The 15,626-nt window shown below is 73.8% G+C and carries 16 protein-coding genes; 9 read left to right on the forward strand and 7 right to left on the reverse strand.

The features are described from left to right. Positions 1-172: 172 nt before the first annotated feature. Positions 173-727: a hypothetical protein gene (locus tag IE265_RS01030; protein WP_190033329.1), complete on the forward strand. Its 555-nt coding sequence runs from the start codon at positions 173-175 to the stop codon at positions 725-727. A 19-nt stretch (positions 728-746) separates the two neighbouring features. Here IE265_RS01030 and IE265_RS01035 read toward each other — a convergent pair whose 3' ends face one another. Both IE265_RS01035 and mmpB read right to left on the reverse strand, forming a co-directional pair. Next, entirely contained in the window at positions 747-1,367 is a 621-nt protein-coding gene (locus IE265_RS01035; RefSeq protein ID WP_190033330.1) for a Maf family protein, read from the reverse strand. A gap of 31 nt (positions 1,368-1,398) precedes the next feature. Next, a complete protein-coding gene (gene mmpB / locus IE265_RS38915; RefSeq protein WP_268255775.1) occupies positions 1,399-1,527 on the reverse strand; it encodes a morphogenic membrane protein MmpB in 129 nt (42 codons plus the stop codon). Positions 1,528-1,693: 166 nt separating this feature from the next. On the opposite strand from mmpB, the gene IE265_RS01040 reads away from it, so the two are divergent. Then, the gene (locus IE265_RS01040; protein ID WP_190033331.1) at positions 1,694-2,818 is read left to right on the forward strand and encodes an SGNH/GDSL hydrolase family protein; all 1,125 of its coding nucleotides are present in this window, start codon (positions 1,694-1,696) and stop codon (positions 2,816-2,818) included. Positions 2,819-2,900: 82 nt separating this feature from the next. Here IE265_RS01040 and IE265_RS01045 read toward each other — a convergent pair whose 3' ends face one another. Together IE265_RS01045 and IE265_RS01050 are read right to left on the reverse strand one after the other, a co-directional pair. Next, positions 2,901-3,107, reverse strand: a complete 207-nt coding sequence (locus tag IE265_RS01045) for an acyl-CoA carboxylase epsilon subunit (RefSeq protein WP_190033332.1) — start codon at positions 3,105-3,107, stop codon at positions 2,901-2,903. A gap of 20 nt (positions 3,108-3,127) precedes the next feature. Then, the gene (locus tag IE265_RS01050) at positions 3,128-4,726 is read right to left on the reverse strand and encodes an acyl-CoA carboxylase subunit beta (RefSeq protein ID WP_190033333.1); all 1,599 of its coding nucleotides are present in this window, start codon (positions 4,724-4,726) and stop codon (positions 3,128-3,130) included. 153 nt (positions 4,727-4,879) lie between these two features. Between IE265_RS01050 and IE265_RS01055 the strand changes: the two genes are divergently transcribed. Together IE265_RS01055 and IE265_RS01060 are read left to right on the forward strand one after the other, a co-directional pair. Further along, positions 4,880-5,749: a biotin--[acetyl-CoA-carboxylase] ligase gene (locus IE265_RS01055; RefSeq protein WP_190033334.1), complete on the forward strand. Its 870-nt coding sequence runs from the start codon at positions 4,880-4,882 to the stop codon at positions 5,747-5,749. Positions 5,750-6,094: 345 nt separating this feature from the next. Beyond that, on the forward strand, positions 6,095-7,342 hold the full coding sequence (locus tag IE265_RS01060) for an adenylate/guanylate cyclase domain-containing protein (protein ID WP_190033335.1): 1,248 nt from the start codon (positions 6,095-6,097) through the stop codon (positions 7,340-7,342). Positions 7,343-7,826: 484 nt separating this feature from the next. On the opposite strand, the gene IE265_RS01065 is transcribed toward IE265_RS01060, so the two are convergent. Further along, the gene (locus tag IE265_RS01065) at positions 7,827-8,525 is read right to left on the reverse strand and encodes a hypothetical protein (RefSeq protein ID WP_190033336.1); all 699 of its coding nucleotides are present in this window, start codon (positions 8,523-8,525) and stop codon (positions 7,827-7,829) included. A 217-nt stretch (positions 8,526-8,742) separates the two neighbouring features. Further along, positions 8,743-9,549: an enoyl-CoA hydratase/isomerase family protein gene (locus tag IE265_RS01070; protein WP_190033337.1), complete on the reverse strand. Its 807-nt coding sequence runs from the start codon at positions 9,547-9,549 to the stop codon at positions 8,743-8,745. Positions 9,550-9,685: 136 nt separating this feature from the next. Between IE265_RS01070 and IE265_RS01075 the strand changes: the two genes are divergently transcribed. From IE265_RS01075 to IE265_RS01090, 4 genes are all read left to right on the forward strand, one after another. Beyond that, positions 9,686-10,828 carry a GGDEF domain-containing protein gene (locus IE265_RS01075; RefSeq protein WP_229915962.1) on the forward strand — a complete coding sequence of 381 codons (1,143 nt, stop codon included), beginning with the start codon at positions 9,686-9,688 and terminating at the stop codon, positions 10,826-10,828. 87 nt (positions 10,829-10,915) lie between these two features. Continuing rightward, positions 10,916-12,454: a histidine ammonia-lyase gene (hutH, locus tag IE265_RS01080; protein WP_190033736.1), complete on the forward strand. Its 1,539-nt coding sequence runs from the start codon at positions 10,916-10,918 to the stop codon at positions 12,452-12,454. A gap of 186 nt (positions 12,455-12,640) precedes the next feature. Next, on the forward strand, positions 12,641-12,844 hold the full coding sequence (locus IE265_RS01085) for a cold-shock protein (RefSeq protein WP_053661143.1): 204 nt from the start codon (positions 12,641-12,643) through the stop codon (positions 12,842-12,844). Positions 12,845-12,967: 123 nt separating this feature from the next. After that, a complete protein-coding gene (locus IE265_RS01090) occupies positions 12,968-14,674 on the forward strand; it encodes a DEAD/DEAH box helicase (RefSeq protein WP_190033338.1) in 1,707 nt (568 codons plus the stop codon). Positions 14,675-14,794: 120 nt separating this feature from the next. Here the strand turns inward: IE265_RS01090 and IE265_RS01095 are convergent, their stop codons facing one another. Next, positions 14,795-15,157 (reverse strand): hypothetical protein, encoded by a 363-nt coding sequence (locus tag IE265_RS01095; protein WP_190033339.1) that lies wholly within the window; start codon positions 15,155-15,157, stop codon positions 14,795-14,797. A 110-nt stretch (positions 15,158-15,267) separates the two neighbouring features. Between IE265_RS01095 and IE265_RS01100 the strand changes: the two genes are divergently transcribed. Continuing rightward, positions 15,268-15,609, forward strand: coding sequence for a hypothetical protein (locus tag IE265_RS01100; RefSeq protein ID WP_190033340.1), 342 nt, complete (start codon positions 15,268-15,270; stop codon positions 15,607-15,609). Positions 15,610-15,626: the final 17 nt, after the last annotated feature.

Consider the following 15,626-nt stretch of genomic DNA (forward strand, 5'->3'; position numbering starts at 1 on the left):
GCTGCGGCCCACTCCGTTTTTTTGTGGAGTCCCTACCAATGGCCCCATGCCGCATTGCCCTCGGCAGATCCCTTGTCCCGCGGTTTACCCGTTAGTAGCGTTCACCTGTCTCGAACGTACTTGAGGTAACAGCAGCTTTGCTCGGGCGGCAGTCGAAAGTGGGTGGGGACCGGTGGTGCGCAGACCGGTGGCGTGGTTGACGGCGATCGTGCTCTTCGCTGAGGCGATCGGAATCGCGCTGGTGAACTGGTACATGGGGATCGTCGTCGACCGGCAGGACATGTCCCTTGCGGGGCTGGACCCCGCCGTGATGTCGACGTCCTCGAAGGTCGCCGGGCTGGTCTTCGGCCTCTACTTCGCGTTCTGCGCGGTGGTGGCGCTGCGTGTCGGCCTGCGCGGCCGCGCCCCCTCGGGGCCCGGCCGCCTGCTGCTGCTCAGCGCGGCGGTGGTGCACGGGCTGCTCGGCGCGTTCACGGTCGGCCTGGTGGGCTGGGGCGCGTTCGCGTTCATGATGGTGGTCCTCGCGCTGATCGTCCTCGTCCTCGTGTCGTACGACCCGAGGGAGACGGCCGTGTCCGACGCGAAGGCGGACGGAGGCCCGGCGGGCGACGGTCCCGCGGACGGCGGCCCGACGGACGGTGGCCCGTCGGACGCGGCGGGCGACGAAGCGGCGGGCGGCGGGAAGGGGGCGGCCCCGGTCGGGCCCCCCGCACCCACGGCCCCCTGACCCCGGACGCCCCGCGGGATCACTTCTCGCGAGGCGTCCACAGGTCGGTGATGCCGACCCCCAGGCCGGCCAGCAGACGGCGCACCAGCGGCAGCGAGATCCCGATGACGTTCCCGTGGTCGCCGTCGATGCCGTCGATGAACGGGGCCGACCTGCCGTCCAGGGTGAACGCCCCGGCGACGTACAGGGGCTCGCCCGAGGCGACGTACGCGGCGATCTCGGCGTCGCTCGGCTCGCCGAAGCGGACCACGGTGGACGCGACGGCCGAGGCGTGGCGTCCGGAGTCCGTGTCCCAGACGCAGTGCCCGGTCTGCAGGGTGCCCACGCGGCCGCGCATCGCCTTCCAGCGCGCGGTCGCCTCCTCGGCGTCGGCGGGCTTGCCGAGTGCCTCGCCGTCCAGGTCGAGCACCGAGTCGCAGCCGATCACCAGGGCGCCCCGGACCTCCGGGCGCGCCGCGACGACCGACGCCTTCGCCTCGGCCAGCGCGAGGGCGAGTTCGGCGGGCGTCGGAGCGGTCACGGCGTCCTCGTCGACCCCGCTGACGATGACCTCGGGTGCGAGTCCGGCCTGCCGCAGCAGTCCGAGCCGGGCGGGGGACTGGGAGGCGAGGACGAGCCGGCGGCGTGGCTGATCAGTCATGCCGTCAGGGTATCGGCGGAGCCGGCGCGGCTCACATCACGCCGAGCACGATCATCGCGACCACCATCGCCAGCGCCATGAGGACACCCAGCCGCCGCAACATGTCCTGCATGTCGCGCAGTTCCTTCGGCGGCTCGTTCTCCGGGTCGGACCACAGCATGCTGACGATCGTCACTCCGGCGCGGCCCCGGGCGCCTGAGTACGCGTACTCATCTTGCCCAAACGGGCCTGGGGTTCCATTAGTAGCCGAGATCCTGCTATGGTCCTGACCTCCACTAAAGGGATCGTGGTTCCGTTAGCGTGATCCCGTCAGGAAGGGAAGAGTCGTGTTCACCACCGCATGGACCGCGTCGCCCCAGCTCCCCGCCACGGGGTTCACGCCCAACTGGTCGCAGGAGGGCTTCTGGCGGCAGTCGCTGCGGCAGGTCGTCCGGCTCGGCGCGGGCGGCGAGGGCCTGCGCGTCCGCCTCTCGAACGCGTACGGACTCTCGGAGCTGCGGGTGGCCGGGGCGACGGTCGCCCGCACGGCACGGGGCGCCGCCGTCGAACCCGGCTCGCTGCGGCGGCTCACCTTCGGCGGGGAGCCCCACGCGGTGGTCCCCGCCCGCGGGGAACTGCTCGGGGACCCCGTCGGCCTCGCCCCGGCGGCGGGGGACCGGGTCACCGTGACGCTGCACCTCGACAGGGCCACCGGGCCCGCGACCTTCCACGCGCAGGCCTTCGCGACCAGCTACCGGGGCCCGGGCGACCTGCTGACGGACCCGGCGGGCGAGGGGTTCGACGAGACGACCGAGTCCTGGTACTTCCTGGCGGGCGTCGACGTCCTCGCCGGGCGGACGGACGCGGTGGCCCTCTTCGGCGACTCCGTCACCGACGGCTTCGGCTCGACGCCCGGCGCGGACCGCCGCTGGTCCGACGCCCTCGCCGACCGCACGGGGCGGCCCGTGCTCAACGCGGGCATCGGCGGGAACCTGCTGCTCAACGACTCGGCCTGGTACGGGGAGAGGGGCGTCCACCGGCTGGAGCGGGACGTGCTCGCGCACGCGGGCGTCGGCGACCTCGTCGTCCTGCACGGCCTCAACGACATCGGCTTCGCGGAGACGGACGAGCAGCCGACGTACAAGCCCGCCCCCGTCGTCGAGGCGGACGAACTGATCGCGGGCCACCGGGAGGTGATCCGGCGGGCGCGGGCCGCGGGGCTGCGGGTCGTCGGCGCGACACTGCCCCCGTTCGGCGGCTCCGACCACTGGGGCGAGCACGCCCGCCGGGTGAGCCGCGAGCTGAACGACTGGATCCGCGCCGCGGGCGAGTACGACGCCGTGGCGGACCTGAACCGGGCCCTCGCCGGCCCCGGCGAGGCGCTGCACCCGGCGTACGACTTCGGCGACCACCTGCACCCCAACGACGCCGGGTACGAGGTGATGGCGGAGGTCGCCGCCGGGGTCCTCTAGGCGGCCCGGCCCGGCCCGGAGCGGGTCCGGCCCGGAGTGGGCCGGTGGGGGCACGGATCGCCGTGCCCCCACCGGACCGCTGTCAGACGGGCCAGTACGTGCGGCCCCACGAGGTCGGCCCCGCCGCCGGCAGCCGTCGCTGCGCGAGGCGCGCCGGGTCCGCCCACGCGTCCCGTTCCGGTGCTCCGCCGGTCGGCGCCGCGGCCGCCGCCGCGGCGCGCGCCTGGACCACCGCGAGTGCGGCGGCCAACTCCTCGGGGGTCGGATTGCCCCGTACGACCTTGATCATGACCGCTCCCAACTGGCGTCCTACAGGGGGATGTTGCCGTGCTTCTTCGGCGGCAGGGACTCCCGCTTCGTACGCAGCGCCCGCAGGCCGCGCACGATGTGGGAACGGGTGTCCGACGGCAGGATCACACCGTCGATGTACCCGCGCTCGGCCGCCGTGTACGGGTTGAGGAGCGCGTCCTCGTACTCCTGGATCAGCCGGGCCCGGGTTGCCTCCTGCTCGCTCTCGGGAGTCGCCGCGATGGTGCGCCGGTGCAGGATGTTCACCGCGCCCTGGGCGCCCATCACGGCGATCTGCGCGGTCGGCCAGGCGAGGTTGAGGTCCGCGCCCAGGTGCTTGGAGCCCATGACGTCGTACGCGCCGCCGAAGGCCTTGCGGGTGATCACCGTGATCAGCGGGACCGTCGCCTCGGCGTACGCGTAGATCAGCTTGGCGCCGCGCCGGATGATGCCCGTGTGCTCCTGGCCGACACCCGGCAGGAAGCCCGGCACGTCCACGAACGTGAGGACCGGGACGTTGAACGCGTCGCACGTGCGGACGAAGCGCGCGGCCTTCTCGCTCGCGTCGATGTCGAGGCAGCCCGCGAACTGCATCGGCTGGTTGGCCACGATGCCGACCGGGCGGCCCTCCACGCGGCCGAAGCCGGTGAGGATGTTCGGCGCGAACAGCGGCTGCGTCTCGAAGAACTCGGCGTCGTCCAGGACGTGTTCGATGACCGTGTGCATGTCGTACGGCTGGTTGGCGCTGTCCGGGATCAGCGTGTCCAGCTCGCGGTCCTCGTCGGTGAGCGCGAGGTCCGCCTCCTCCGGGAACGCGGGCGGCTCGCTGAGGTTGTTCGACGGGAGGTAGGAGAGCAGCGACTTGACGTACTCGATCGCGTCCTTCTCGTCGCCCGCCATGTGGTGGGCCACGCCCGACACCGCGTTGTGGGTGCGCGCGCCGCCCAGCTCCTCGAACCCGACGTCCTCGCCGGTGACCGTCTTGATGACGTCGGGGCCCGTGATGAACATGTGCGAGGTCTGGTCGACCATCACCGTGAAGTCGGTGATCGCGGGGGAGTAGACGGCGCCTCCGGCGCACGGTCCGACCACGAGGCTGATCTGCGGGATGACGCCCGAGGCATGGGTGTTGCGGCGGAAGATCTCGCCGTACATGCCCAGCGCCGACACACCCTCCTGGATGCGCGCGCCGCCCGAGTCGTTGATGCCGATGACCGGACAGCCGGTCTTCAGCGCGAAGTCCATCGCCTTCATGATCTTCTGCCCGAAGACCTCGCCGAGGGCGCCGCCGAACACCGTGAAGTCCTGGGAGAACACGGCCACCGGGCGGCCGTCCACCGTGCCGTAGCCGGTCACCACACCGTCCCCGTACGGGCGGTTGCTCTCCAGGCCGAAGTCCGTGGAGCGGTGCTGGGCGAACTCGTCGAACTCGACGAAGGACCCCTCGTCCAGCAGCAGCTCGATCCGCTCACGTGCCGTCAACTTGCCCTTGGCGTGCTGCTTTTCGACGGCGCGCGCCGAGCCGGCATGCGTCGCCTCGTCGATGCGGCGCCGCAGATCCGCGAGTTTGCCCGCGGTCGTGTGGATGTCGATCTCGTGCTGCTGTTCCGGCTCGGACATCGGGATGCGGCTCCCTGCCTGCTCAGTGGGGACGTGAGGGTGAAGGTGTCGATGAGGGCGGTGCTCAGAAGAGGGGGGTTGCTACTCATCCGTAGCGTAGTGGCGCGCCTACCGTTCGGCAGTGCGGCGTTTACCACACCTAGGGTGGGTTGCATGACGCCGCGAGATGACTCAGACGCGAACAGCAATCGGTGGTCCGACCTGGACCGTCCCCCGCTCAACGCCGTGGCGCTGCGCCGCGCGCTCGTACGGGACGGCGGGCTCTGGTCGGACGTCCAGGTGGTGCCCCGCACCGGGTCCACCAACTCCGATCTCGTCGCCCACGCCACCGGCGGCAAGGCGGAGGAGGGCGCGGTCCTCGTGGCCGAGGAGCAGGAGGCCGGCCGGGGGCGCCTCGACCGGCAGTGGACGGCACCCGCGCGCTCGGGCCTCTTCTTCTCCGTGCTGCTGAAGCCGGGGGTCCCCGTGGAGCGCTGGGGCTGGCTGCCGCTGCTCACCGGCGTCGCGGTCGCGACCGCGCTCTCCCGGACGGCCGGCGTCGACACGGCACTCAAGTGGCCCAACGACCTGCTGGTGACGGTGGACGGCCGGGAACGCAAGACCGGCGGCATCCTCGCCGAGCGTGCAGGGGAGGACGCGGTCGTGGTCGGCATCGGCGTCAACGTCAGCCTGCGCGCGGACGAACTGCCCGTGCCCGGCGCCGGGTCCCTGGCCCTCGCTGGAGCCGTGACCACGGACCGCGACCCGCTGCTGCGGGCCGTACTGCGCTCCCTCGAGCAGTGGTACGGGAAGTGGCGGGGCGCGGACGGCGACCCGGCGGCGTCCGGCCTCCAGGAGGCGTACGCCGCGGGGTGCGCGACCCTCGGCAGGGTGGTGCGGGCCGAGCTGCCCGGCGGGCAGTCGCTCACCGGGGAGGCGGTGGCCGTGGACGGCGACGGCAGGCTGGTGCTGGCCACCGCCGAAGGCGTCCAGAAGCCGGTGGGCGCGGGGGACATCGTCCACCTGCGCCAGGACGGGGCCTGAGACCGAAGCCCTGTGGGCCGTGGCCCGTGGGCCCGTGGCCTGGGGGCCACGGGCGGTCGGGTCCGGCGGGCCGTGTCGCGGGCGGGCCCGGGCCCCGCGGGGCGCCCGGGGCGTTCCTGGTGTTCAGTGGGCCGTGTGACGGAGGAGTCCGAGGAGGAACTTCCCGCCTGGTGGTGAGCACGGGACGCGTATCGGCCGTACGACAGGGAGCGGGCCGGGGGAAGGACGCGTGGGAGGGCGCCACGCGCCGTCCGACCTCGGCACTCGGGAGTGAGCCACAGCACACCTGCCGTAGAGTTGAGGCCGGTCGATACCTGACCGTGGCAGATCGGAAGGGCAGCAGGCGTGACCGTCGACGACACGGGCTCCGGCACAGGTGAGCCCACCTCCGGTGAGCCGGGGCGCACCGCCGGGTCGACCGCCGACACGTCCGCCGCACGGACCGACCGGGCCGAGGCGCACGCGCGGCTGGAGGAGCGGGACCGAGTGGACGCGCAGGACGGCCCGACCGGGGCCCAGGACCCGGCGGACGAGCAGGACGACTCCGGCCAGGATCCGCTGGCGCTGCGGCTCGAACAGCTCATCCTCGGCGCGGAGCGGCGCTACACCCCCTTCCAGGCCGCCCGCAGCGCCGGTGTCTCCATGGAACTGGCCTCGCGCTTCTGGCGGGCGATGGGCTTCGCGGACATCGGCCAGGCCAAGGCGCTCACCGAGGCGGACGTGCTGGCCCTGCGGCGGCTCGCCGGTCTCGTGGAGGCCGGGCTGCTCAGCGAGGCCATGGCGGTGCAGGTGGCCCGTTCGACGGGCCAGACCACCGCGCGGCTCGCCGAGTGGCAGATCGACTCCTTCCTGGAGGGCCTGACCGAGCCCCCGGAGCCCGGCATGACGCGCACCGAGGTGACGTACCCCCTCATCGAGCTGCTCCTGCCCGAGCTGGAGGAGTTCCTCGTCTACGTCTGGCGGCGCCAGCTCGCCGCCGCGACCGGGCGCGTGGTGCAGGCCGCGGACGACGAGGAGATGGTCGACCGGCGGCTCGCCGTCGGCTTCGCCGACCTCGTCGGCTTCACCCGCCTGACGCGCCGCATGGAGGAGGAGGAACTCGGCGAACTCGTCGAGGCCTTCGAGACCACGGCCGCCGACCTGGTCGCCGCGCACGGCGGGCGGCTGATCAAGACGCTGGGCGACGAGGTCCTGTACGCGGCGGACGACGCGGGCGTGGCCGCCGAGATCGCGCTGCGCCTCATCGAGACGATGGCCAACGACAACACCATGCCGGAACTGCGGGTGGGCATCGCGTTCGGAACGGTCACCACGCGCATGGGCGACGTCTTCGGCACGACCGTGAACCTCGCGTCCCGGCTCACGTCGATAGCTCCCAAGGACGCCGTCCTGGTCGACGGGGCGTTCGCCGAGGAGCTGACGCGCACCGGTGACGCGCCGGCCTCCGAGGCCGATGCCGCGGAGGCGGCGGCCGCCGCGGAGAAGGAGGGCGAGGACCCGCCCGCCTACCGCTTCGCGCTCCAGCCGATGTGGCAGCGCGCGGTGCGCGGGCTCGGCGTGGTCGAACCCTGGCTGCTTAGCCGCCGCAGCTGACCCCCGGCGCTGCGCCGCCGTCGTGACCCGGCCGTCGTGACCCGCCGGGCGGATGCGTCGGGCGGCCCCGACCGATCTGGCCGACCCGGCCCGTCCCGACCGACCCGCCTGGCCCCGCAACGGGCCCTCGGGCCGTCCCGTCCCCGCTGCGGCGGGCTCCCGGGATCTGCGGTCCCGGTGCCGGCTGCCCACGAAACTGCTGTCCCCGGAGGCCGCGGGTGCGCCCGGGAGGCGGCCGCTCGTCGTCGGCGCGGGTTCTCGGCGCCGGTGGTTCGGCGTCCCGGTCCGGTGGCCGGCACGGTGGCTCGGAGACCTGGGCCGGGGGCTGAGGCCCGGGCGCGGTGAGGATCGCCGGGCCCGGGCCCGGGCCCGGGACCTTGGGGCTGTGGGGCTCCGGGGACGGCCGAACCCGGGTCGAGGGCCGCGCCGTACGGCTCGGCCGTCCTGCCGCGCGAGCCCCTGGACTGCCGCGCGAGCCCCTGGACTACCGCCCGAGCCCTTCGACGCACAGGCCCACGAGCGGTACGCACAGGGCCGGGTTCGCCGGGCGCCGGGGCGGGTCCGTACGGCCCGGCGCGGGGACCGGCGCCTGGGACGAGGGGGCGGCCACGGGGGGTTCGGGGGCCGGGTCGCGCGGGGCGGGGGGCGGCGCGTCCTCGGTGGGCGGCGCGCCCGCGGCGCGCCCGCGCTCCGGGGCGGCGGGCCGCACGGCTCCGGGCCGGGCGCCCGGCCCGCGGTCCGCGGCCCCGGGCGCGGGGGGTCCGCCCACGTGACCCCCCGGACCCGCGGGCGGGCCCGTGCGGCCCGGTGCCGGTACGGACGTCGGTGTCGGAGCGGGCTGTCCCGGGAGCGTCGCGGCGGGCGTGGCCGAGGGCGGCGTACGGGCCACGGGCACGCTGCCCGCCACCGCCTCCGTGTCGTCCCGTGCCGGGTCCCCGGCGGTCTCCGCCGCGGTGGGGTCGAGGTCCATGGCCTCGACGCCCGGGTCGCCGCCCGCGGGTTGGGGCACCGCCCGCAGCAGGCTCAACGCGCCCGCCGCCAGGGCGAGTCCTCCGACGGCGAGGACCATGCGGCGGGGGCGTGGCTTGCGGTGACGCCCACGGGCGCGGGCCGGCGCGGGCGGCACCGCGTCCGGTGTCCGCGCGACCGTCGTCGGCCTCGTCGCTGTCGCTGTGTCTGGCATCAGATCCCTCTCCGCCACGAGGGCGCTCCCGGCGCACTGTCGCGGTGCGCAGGTTATGCCGCTCCTGGGGTGGTTCGGGGGGAATCTGTCGATGCGTCACCCGAACGTGCGGGTCTTGCCGTCGGGAGGTTTCGCCCGGCGGGGGCCGACAGGGCCGGGCCCCCGCGGTCGGCCGCGCTCCTGTGCCGGAGGGGTCGGCGCACGGAGGCGCGGCGGGTCACTCGCCCGGCCACTGCGGGGGGCGCTTCTCGTTGAAGGCGGCCACCCCCTCCGCCCGGTCGCCGGAGAAGGCGACCGAGCGCCAGGCCGCGTCCTCGACCTCCAGCCCCGCGCGCAGGTCGAGTCCCTGGCCGAGCCGCAGCGCGCGCTTGGCCGCGCGCAGTCCCACGGGGGAGTTCGCGGCGATGCGGGAGCCCAGCGCCAGCGCCTCGTCGCGGTCCCGTCCCGCGTCGACGAGTTCGTCGACCAGGCCCAACTCCCGTGCCTCCGCGGCCTCCACGCGCCGCGCGGAGAAGATCAGCTCCGCCGCGCGCGCGGCACCGACCCGGCGCGGCAGCAACTGCGTGCCGCCCCCGCCGGGGATGACGCCGACCGACACCTCGGGCAGGCCCACCACGGCCGTGCCGTCCGCCACGATCACGTCGCAGGCCAGCGCGAGTTCGAACCCGCCGCCGAGAGCGAAGCCGTGCACCGCGGCGACGGTGGGCATCGGCAGCTCCAGCACCCCGGTGTACGCGGCCCGCGCGACCGGACGCTGGCGCACCAGCTCCGCGTCGGTGAACGAGTTGCGCTCCTTGAGGTCGGCGCCGACGCAGAAGGCGCGCTCGTGCGTCGAGGTCAGCACCACCGCGCGCACCTCCCGGTCGGCGGCCAGCGCGTCGCAGGCCGCGGCGATCGAGCGGGCCATCTCCGACGACACGGCGTTCATCGCCTTGGGCCGGTCCAGGACGAGCTCCGCGACGTGACCGTGGCGCCGGACCGCCACGTACTCCCCGAACCGCCGCTCCGCGTCCTGCTCCGCCATGACACCCTCCTGGTTAACGTGGGTTAACTTCCGCCCCGATCATCGCAGCCGCCCGCGCCCGGGGAAAGGCGCCCCTCGGACCCCTGTTCGCCGCTTCGATGTCCCAAAACATTACAAAACTACCTAACCTGGAGTGATGGGCGGTGACGATGTGCGGCTGAGGGCCGTGGTGGCGCTGGCGCAGGGCATGGCCGCCGCGCACACCCCGCGGGAGTCCTGGCGGGCGGCGGCGGCGGGCACCTGCCTGGCGCTGGGCGGCAGCTTCGCCGCGCTGTCCGTGTGGGAGCGCGAGTCGGGACGGCTGCGGGTCCTCGTCAACGTGGGGGAGCGGGCGCCGGACGAGGAGGAGTTCCCCGAGGGCGAGACCTACCCGGTGCACCAGTTCCCGGAGATCACGGAGTTCCTGCACGAGCGCTGGGCGGGCGGGGGCGGACCCAACGCCTGGGTCGAGACGGCTGACGGGCAGGCGGAGGGGCGTGCGGAGTACTGCCACCAGCGGGTCGCCGCGCTGCGCAGGCGGGGCCGCGGGTGCTGCGTGGTCGCGCCGGTCGTGCTGCACGGCCGGGCCTGGGGTGAGCTGTACGCGGCCCGCCCGGCGGGGGCCCCGGTGTTCGACCGCGCGGACGCCGACTTCGCGACCGTCCTCGCCTCCGTGGTCGCGGCCGGCCTCGCGCAGACGGAACGCCTGGAGGAGGCCCGCCGGCTCGCGTACACCGACGCGCTGACGGGGCTCGCGAACCGCCGGGCCGTGGACGCGCACCTCGACGCCGCCGTCGAGCGGCACCGCGCCCACGGGGTGGTGGTGAGCCTCGTCGTGTGCGACCTCAACGGGCTCAAGCGCGTCAACGACACCCGCGGCCACGCGGTCGGCGACCGGCTCCTGGAGCGCTTCGGCTCGGTGCTCTCCCTGTGCGGCGCGATGCTCCCCGGCACCCTCGCCGCCCGCCTCGGCGGGGACGAGTTCTGTCTGCTCGCGGTCGGTCCCGCCGCCGACGAGGTCGTCAGGGTCGCCGACGAACTCTGCCGCCGGGCCGCGGAGTTGGAGTTGGGCGAGGGGGTCGCCTGCGGGGTCGCCTCGACCGAGGACCCGCTGGGCCCGGTGCGTTCGGCCCGCCGCCTGTTCCGGCTCGCCGACGCGGCCCAGTACCGCGCCAAGGCCGTACGTTCGACGAAGCCCGTGGTGGCGGGCCGCGAGGGCCCCGACGACCCCGTCGTCCGGCTCGCCGACGAGCCCCAGCCCGCGGCGTCCGAGCGCCGCAGGTTCCGCGGCCGCAGGTGAGGGCCCTCGCGCCCGCGCGGTAAGGACCCAACCCGCCGTCCACTAGTGACATCGCCGCATTCACTGCGTACGCTCCTGAATATGGATATGCACACTGTGGTGGTGGGGACGACGGGTGTCACCGCGTCCGACGTTCTCGCCGTGGCGCGCGGCGGCGCCCGCGTCGAACTCTCCGACGAGGCGCTGGCGGCGCTCGCCGCGGCCCGCGGGATCGTGGAGGCCCTCGCGGCCAAGCCGGACCCGGTCTACGGGGTCTCCACCGGCTTCGGCGCCCTCGCGACCCGGCACATCAGCCAGGAGCTGCGGGCCCAGCTCCAGCGCAACATCGTGCGCTCGCACGCCGCGGGCATGGGCCCGCGCGTCGAGCGCGAGGTGGTCCGCGCCCTGATGTTCCTGCGGCTCAAGACGGTCTGCTCGGGGCGCACCGGCGTCCGCCCGTCCGTCGCGCGGACCATGGCCGACGTCCTCAACGCCGGCATCACCCCGGTCGTCCACGAGTTCGGCTCGCTCGGCTGCTCGGGAGACCTCGCCCCGCTCTCCCACTGCGCCCTGACGCTGATGGGCGAGGGCGACGCCGAGGGCCCCGACGGCACGGTGCGGCCCGCCGGCGAACTCCTCGCCGAGCACGGCATCGAGCCCGTCGAACTGCGCGAGAAGGAGGGCCTCGCCCTCCTCAACGGCACCGACGGCATGCTCGGCATGCTGGTCATGGCTCTCGCCGACCTCGACACCCTCTACAAGTCCGCCGACATCACCGCGGCCCTCAGCCTCGAAGCGCTCCTCGGCACCGACAAGGTCCTCGCGCCCGAGCTGCACGCCATCCGCCCGCACCCCGGACAGGGCGCCAGCGCCGCCAACATGCTTGCCGTGCTCAAGGGTTCGGAGCTCACCGGGCACCACCAGGACGACGCCCCGCGCGTCCAGGACGCCTACTCCGTGCGCTGCGCCCCCCAGGTCGCCGGCGCCGGCCGCGACACCATGGCCCACGCCGGCCTGGTCGCGGACCGCGAGCTGGCCTCCGCCGTCGACAACCCCGTGGTCCTGCCCGACGGCCGCGTCGAGTCCAACGGCAACTTCCACGGCGCCCCCGTCGCGTACGTGCTCGACTTCCTCGCCATCGCCGCGGCCGACCTCGGATCGATCGCCGAGCGCCGCACCGACCGGCTCCTCGACAAGAACCGCTCGCACGGCCTGCCGCCGTTCCTCGCGGACGACCCGGGCGTCGACTCCGGCCTGATGATCGCCCAGTACACGCAGGCCGCCCTGGTCAGTGAGCTGAAGCGGCTCGCCGTCCCGGCCTCCGCGGACTCCATCCCGTCCTCCGCCATGCAGGAGGACCACGTCTCGATGGGCTGGTCGGCCGCCCGCAAGCTCCGTACGGCCGTCGACAACCTGGCCCGTGTCGTCGCCATCGAGCTGTACGCCGCCACGCGCGCCGTCGAACTGCGCGCCGGACTCACCCCCGCCCCCGCGTCGCAGGCCGCGATCAACGCCGCCAGGGCCGCCGGAGTGGGCGGCCCGGGACCCGACCGCTTCCTCGCCCCGGACCTCGCGGCGGCCGACGCCTTCGTGCGCGACGGACGCCTCCTGGCTGCCGTGGAAGCCGTCACGGGACCGCTCGCCTGACGCCTCCGCCACGCCGACGGGGGCGCCGTTTGACCCACGACGTCCCCGTTGGCAGATGTGCTAGGGTTCTTAACGAAACGTTTTTGGTACCCATTAACTTTGTGCGCCTGAAAGGAATCTCCCTCAGGCGCGTTTTGTTTTTCCGGTCATTTCCGGATGGGAGCCACCTATCCAAGGAGAAATGACATGGCTACTGGCACCGTGAAGTGGTTCAACGCTGAAAAGGGCTTCGGCTTCATCGAGCAGGACGGCGGCGGCGCCGACGTCTTCGCCCACTACTCCAACATCGCCACCTCCGGCTTCCGTGAGCTGCAGGAAGGCCAGAAGGTCTCCTTCGACGTCACGCAGGGCCAGAAGGGCCCGCAGGCGGAGAACATCGTCCCCGCCTAATTCCGGGACGCGCACCACGCGAGCCGGGGCCCGCACCTTCGGGTGCGGGCCCCGGCTTGTGCTGTCCGTGTGTCCTTGAACACGGGAAAACCGTGAGGCCCAGGAAGGAATTCCAGATCCAGCATGACTCGATCCGAACGTCCTGAACGACCCGCCGGCCAACGCCCGGCGAATTCCCGGGGTTCCCGCGGCTCTCGTGGCACGCGCGGCGGAGGCCCGGCCGCCGCCGCGAACAGCGGTGGCAGGAACGCACGCAGGAAGCCGTCCCAGCAGTCGACGGCTCCGCAGGAGTTCGCCCTCCCGCAGACGCTGACGCCCGCCCTGCCCGCCGTCGAGACCTTCGACGCGCTGGACATGCCGGCGGCGCTCACCAAGACCCTCACCGCCCAGGGGGTGACCGAGCCGTTCCCGATCCAGGGCGCGACGCTCCCCAACTCCCTCGCCGGGCGCGACATCCTCGGCCGCGGCCGGACCGGCTCGGGCAAGACCCTCGCCTTCGGACTCGCGCTGCTCGCCCGCACGGCCGGCCGCCGCTCCGAGCCCAGGGCGCCCCTCGCGCTCGTCCTGGTGCCCACCCGCGAGCTGGCGCAGCAGGTCACCGACGCCCTCACGCCCTACGCCACTGCCGTGAACCTGCGGATGGCCACCGTCGTCGGCGGTCTTTCCATCGGCAAGCAGGCGGGCACGCTGCGGCGCGGCGCCGAGGTGCTCGTGGCCACGCCCGGACGCCTCAAGGACCTCATAGACCGCGGCGACTGCACCCTCGCCGACGTGCGCACCACCGTGCTCGACGAAGCCGACCAGATGGCCGACATGGGATTCATGCCCCAGGTCACGGCCCTGCTCAACCAGGTCGAGCCGGACGGCCAGCGGATGCTGTTCTCGGCCACGCTGGACAAGAACATCGACAAGCTCGTACGGATGTTCCTCACGGACCCCGTCGTGCACTCCGTCGACCCCTCGGCCGGTGCCGTCACGACCATGGAGCACCACGTGCTGCACGTCGCCGACGAGACCGACAAGAAGGCCGTCGCGCTGCGCATCGCCGCCCGGGACGGGCGCGTGATCCTCTTCGTCGACACCAAGCGTGCGGCGGACCGTTTCGCCAAGCGCCTGCTGGCCAACGGCGTGCGGGCCTCCGCGCTGCACGGCGGGCGTTCCCAGCCGCAGCGCAACCGCACCCTCGACCAGTTCAAGACCGGTCTGGTGACCGCGCTCGTCGCGACCAACGTGGCGGCCCGCGGCATCCACGTCGACGCCCTCGACCTCGTCGTGAACGTCGACCCGCCGACCGACCACAAGGACTACCTCCACCGGGGCGGCCGGACCGCCCGCGCGGGGGAGTCCGGGAGTGTCGTCACGCTGGTCCTGCCGGAGCAGAAGCGCGAGATGACCCGTCTCATGTCCGACGCCGGGATCAGCCCGCGCACGACCCGTGTCTCGTCGAGCGACGAGGAACTCTCGCGGATCACGGGAGCGCGGGAGCCGTCCGGCGTCCCGGTCGTCATCCCCGTGCCGGAACCCGCGGTGGCGCAGCCCTCGCAGTCCAAGCCCCGCGCCCGGCGTGGCGGTGGCGGCGGCGCGGGACGCGCGGCCGGTACCGGTGCGCGGTCCGGCGCGGGCACGGCGGCCAGGGCCGGATCGGGCACGCGCTCCGGTACGGTCGGCGGCTCCAGGGCCCAGGGCGCGCGGTCGGGTGCCGCGGGCGGGAACCGGGCCGCGTCCGGTGGCGCCGGCGGCTCCAGGGCGGGTGCCGGCGGCACCCGTGGACGCGGTGGCGCGGGCGCGCGCACGCGCGGCGGACAGGCCGGCGGACGCGCGTCCGCCTGAGTGCACGAGGACGGGGCGGACCGTGCCCCGTGCAGGACCTGGCCGCGGTGAACCGTCCCGCGGCCGGTCCCGCTCGCGCGGCCGGCCGTGCCCCGCGCGGGAGCCACTCCCGGCGGGGCCCTAAAGGGCCTCGCCCATGCGCTCGCGGCGCACCGAGTAGGTGACGAAGCCCGCTCCCAGGCTCAGGAACAGCGTGCCGCCGACCACGTACGGGGTCGTGTCGAAGCTTCCCGTGTCGGCGAGCCTGGTCGTTCCGGCCGGCAGTTCCGCCGAGGCCTGCTCGGCGTTCGTCCGGGAGGTCCCCGCGCCGGAGGCGGAGACCTCGGCGCCGCTCTGCAGGACCGCGGACGTCGAGGTGTGGACGGTCTGGGTTCTGACCTCCGTCGTGTTCTCCCCGGTCGCGTTCGCGGACGGGACGAACCACAGGGCGCCCAGCAGGGTCCCCGCGGCGGTGGCGGTCAGCAACGATCGACGTGCGGACACGGAATATCGATCCCCTTGTGACGCTGGCGAATTGGCCGTGTGGCCCGATGCTAATGAAAGGCGCGGGTCGTGGGAAAGTCGCGGTGGCCACGGGCCGTACTCTCCGACGTATGAGCACTCCAGAGACATCACGTTTTGTGCGGTTGCGCGTTGAATTGGTCGTCGAGGTCGACGACCAGGACGCCCTCGTCAAGGGCGCGTTGGGCCGGATCGCGGAGGATCCCGAGATCCCGGCGGACGAGCGGGCGCACGCCGAGAGCGCGGTGGCGGAGGACGCCGCCGAGGCCCTCGCCTACCTCGTGGACCCCTTCGACCTGGTCAGTGAGGTGCCCGGGGTCGAACTCGCCCAGGCCTCCTGGAGCAGTGAACAGGTCGACTACGACCCCGATTCGCCGGATTGGGATCTCGACGAGGATGATGAGGCCGGAGACGAGGAAGAAGTGGTCGGCTGACGCGGCTCGGGAGATTC

Origin of the sequence: Streptomyces fructofermentans (genome assembly GCF_014651055.1) — a bacterium.
Lineage (GTDB): Bacteria > Actinomycetota > Actinomycetes > Streptomycetales > Streptomycetaceae > Streptomyces > Streptomyces fructofermentans.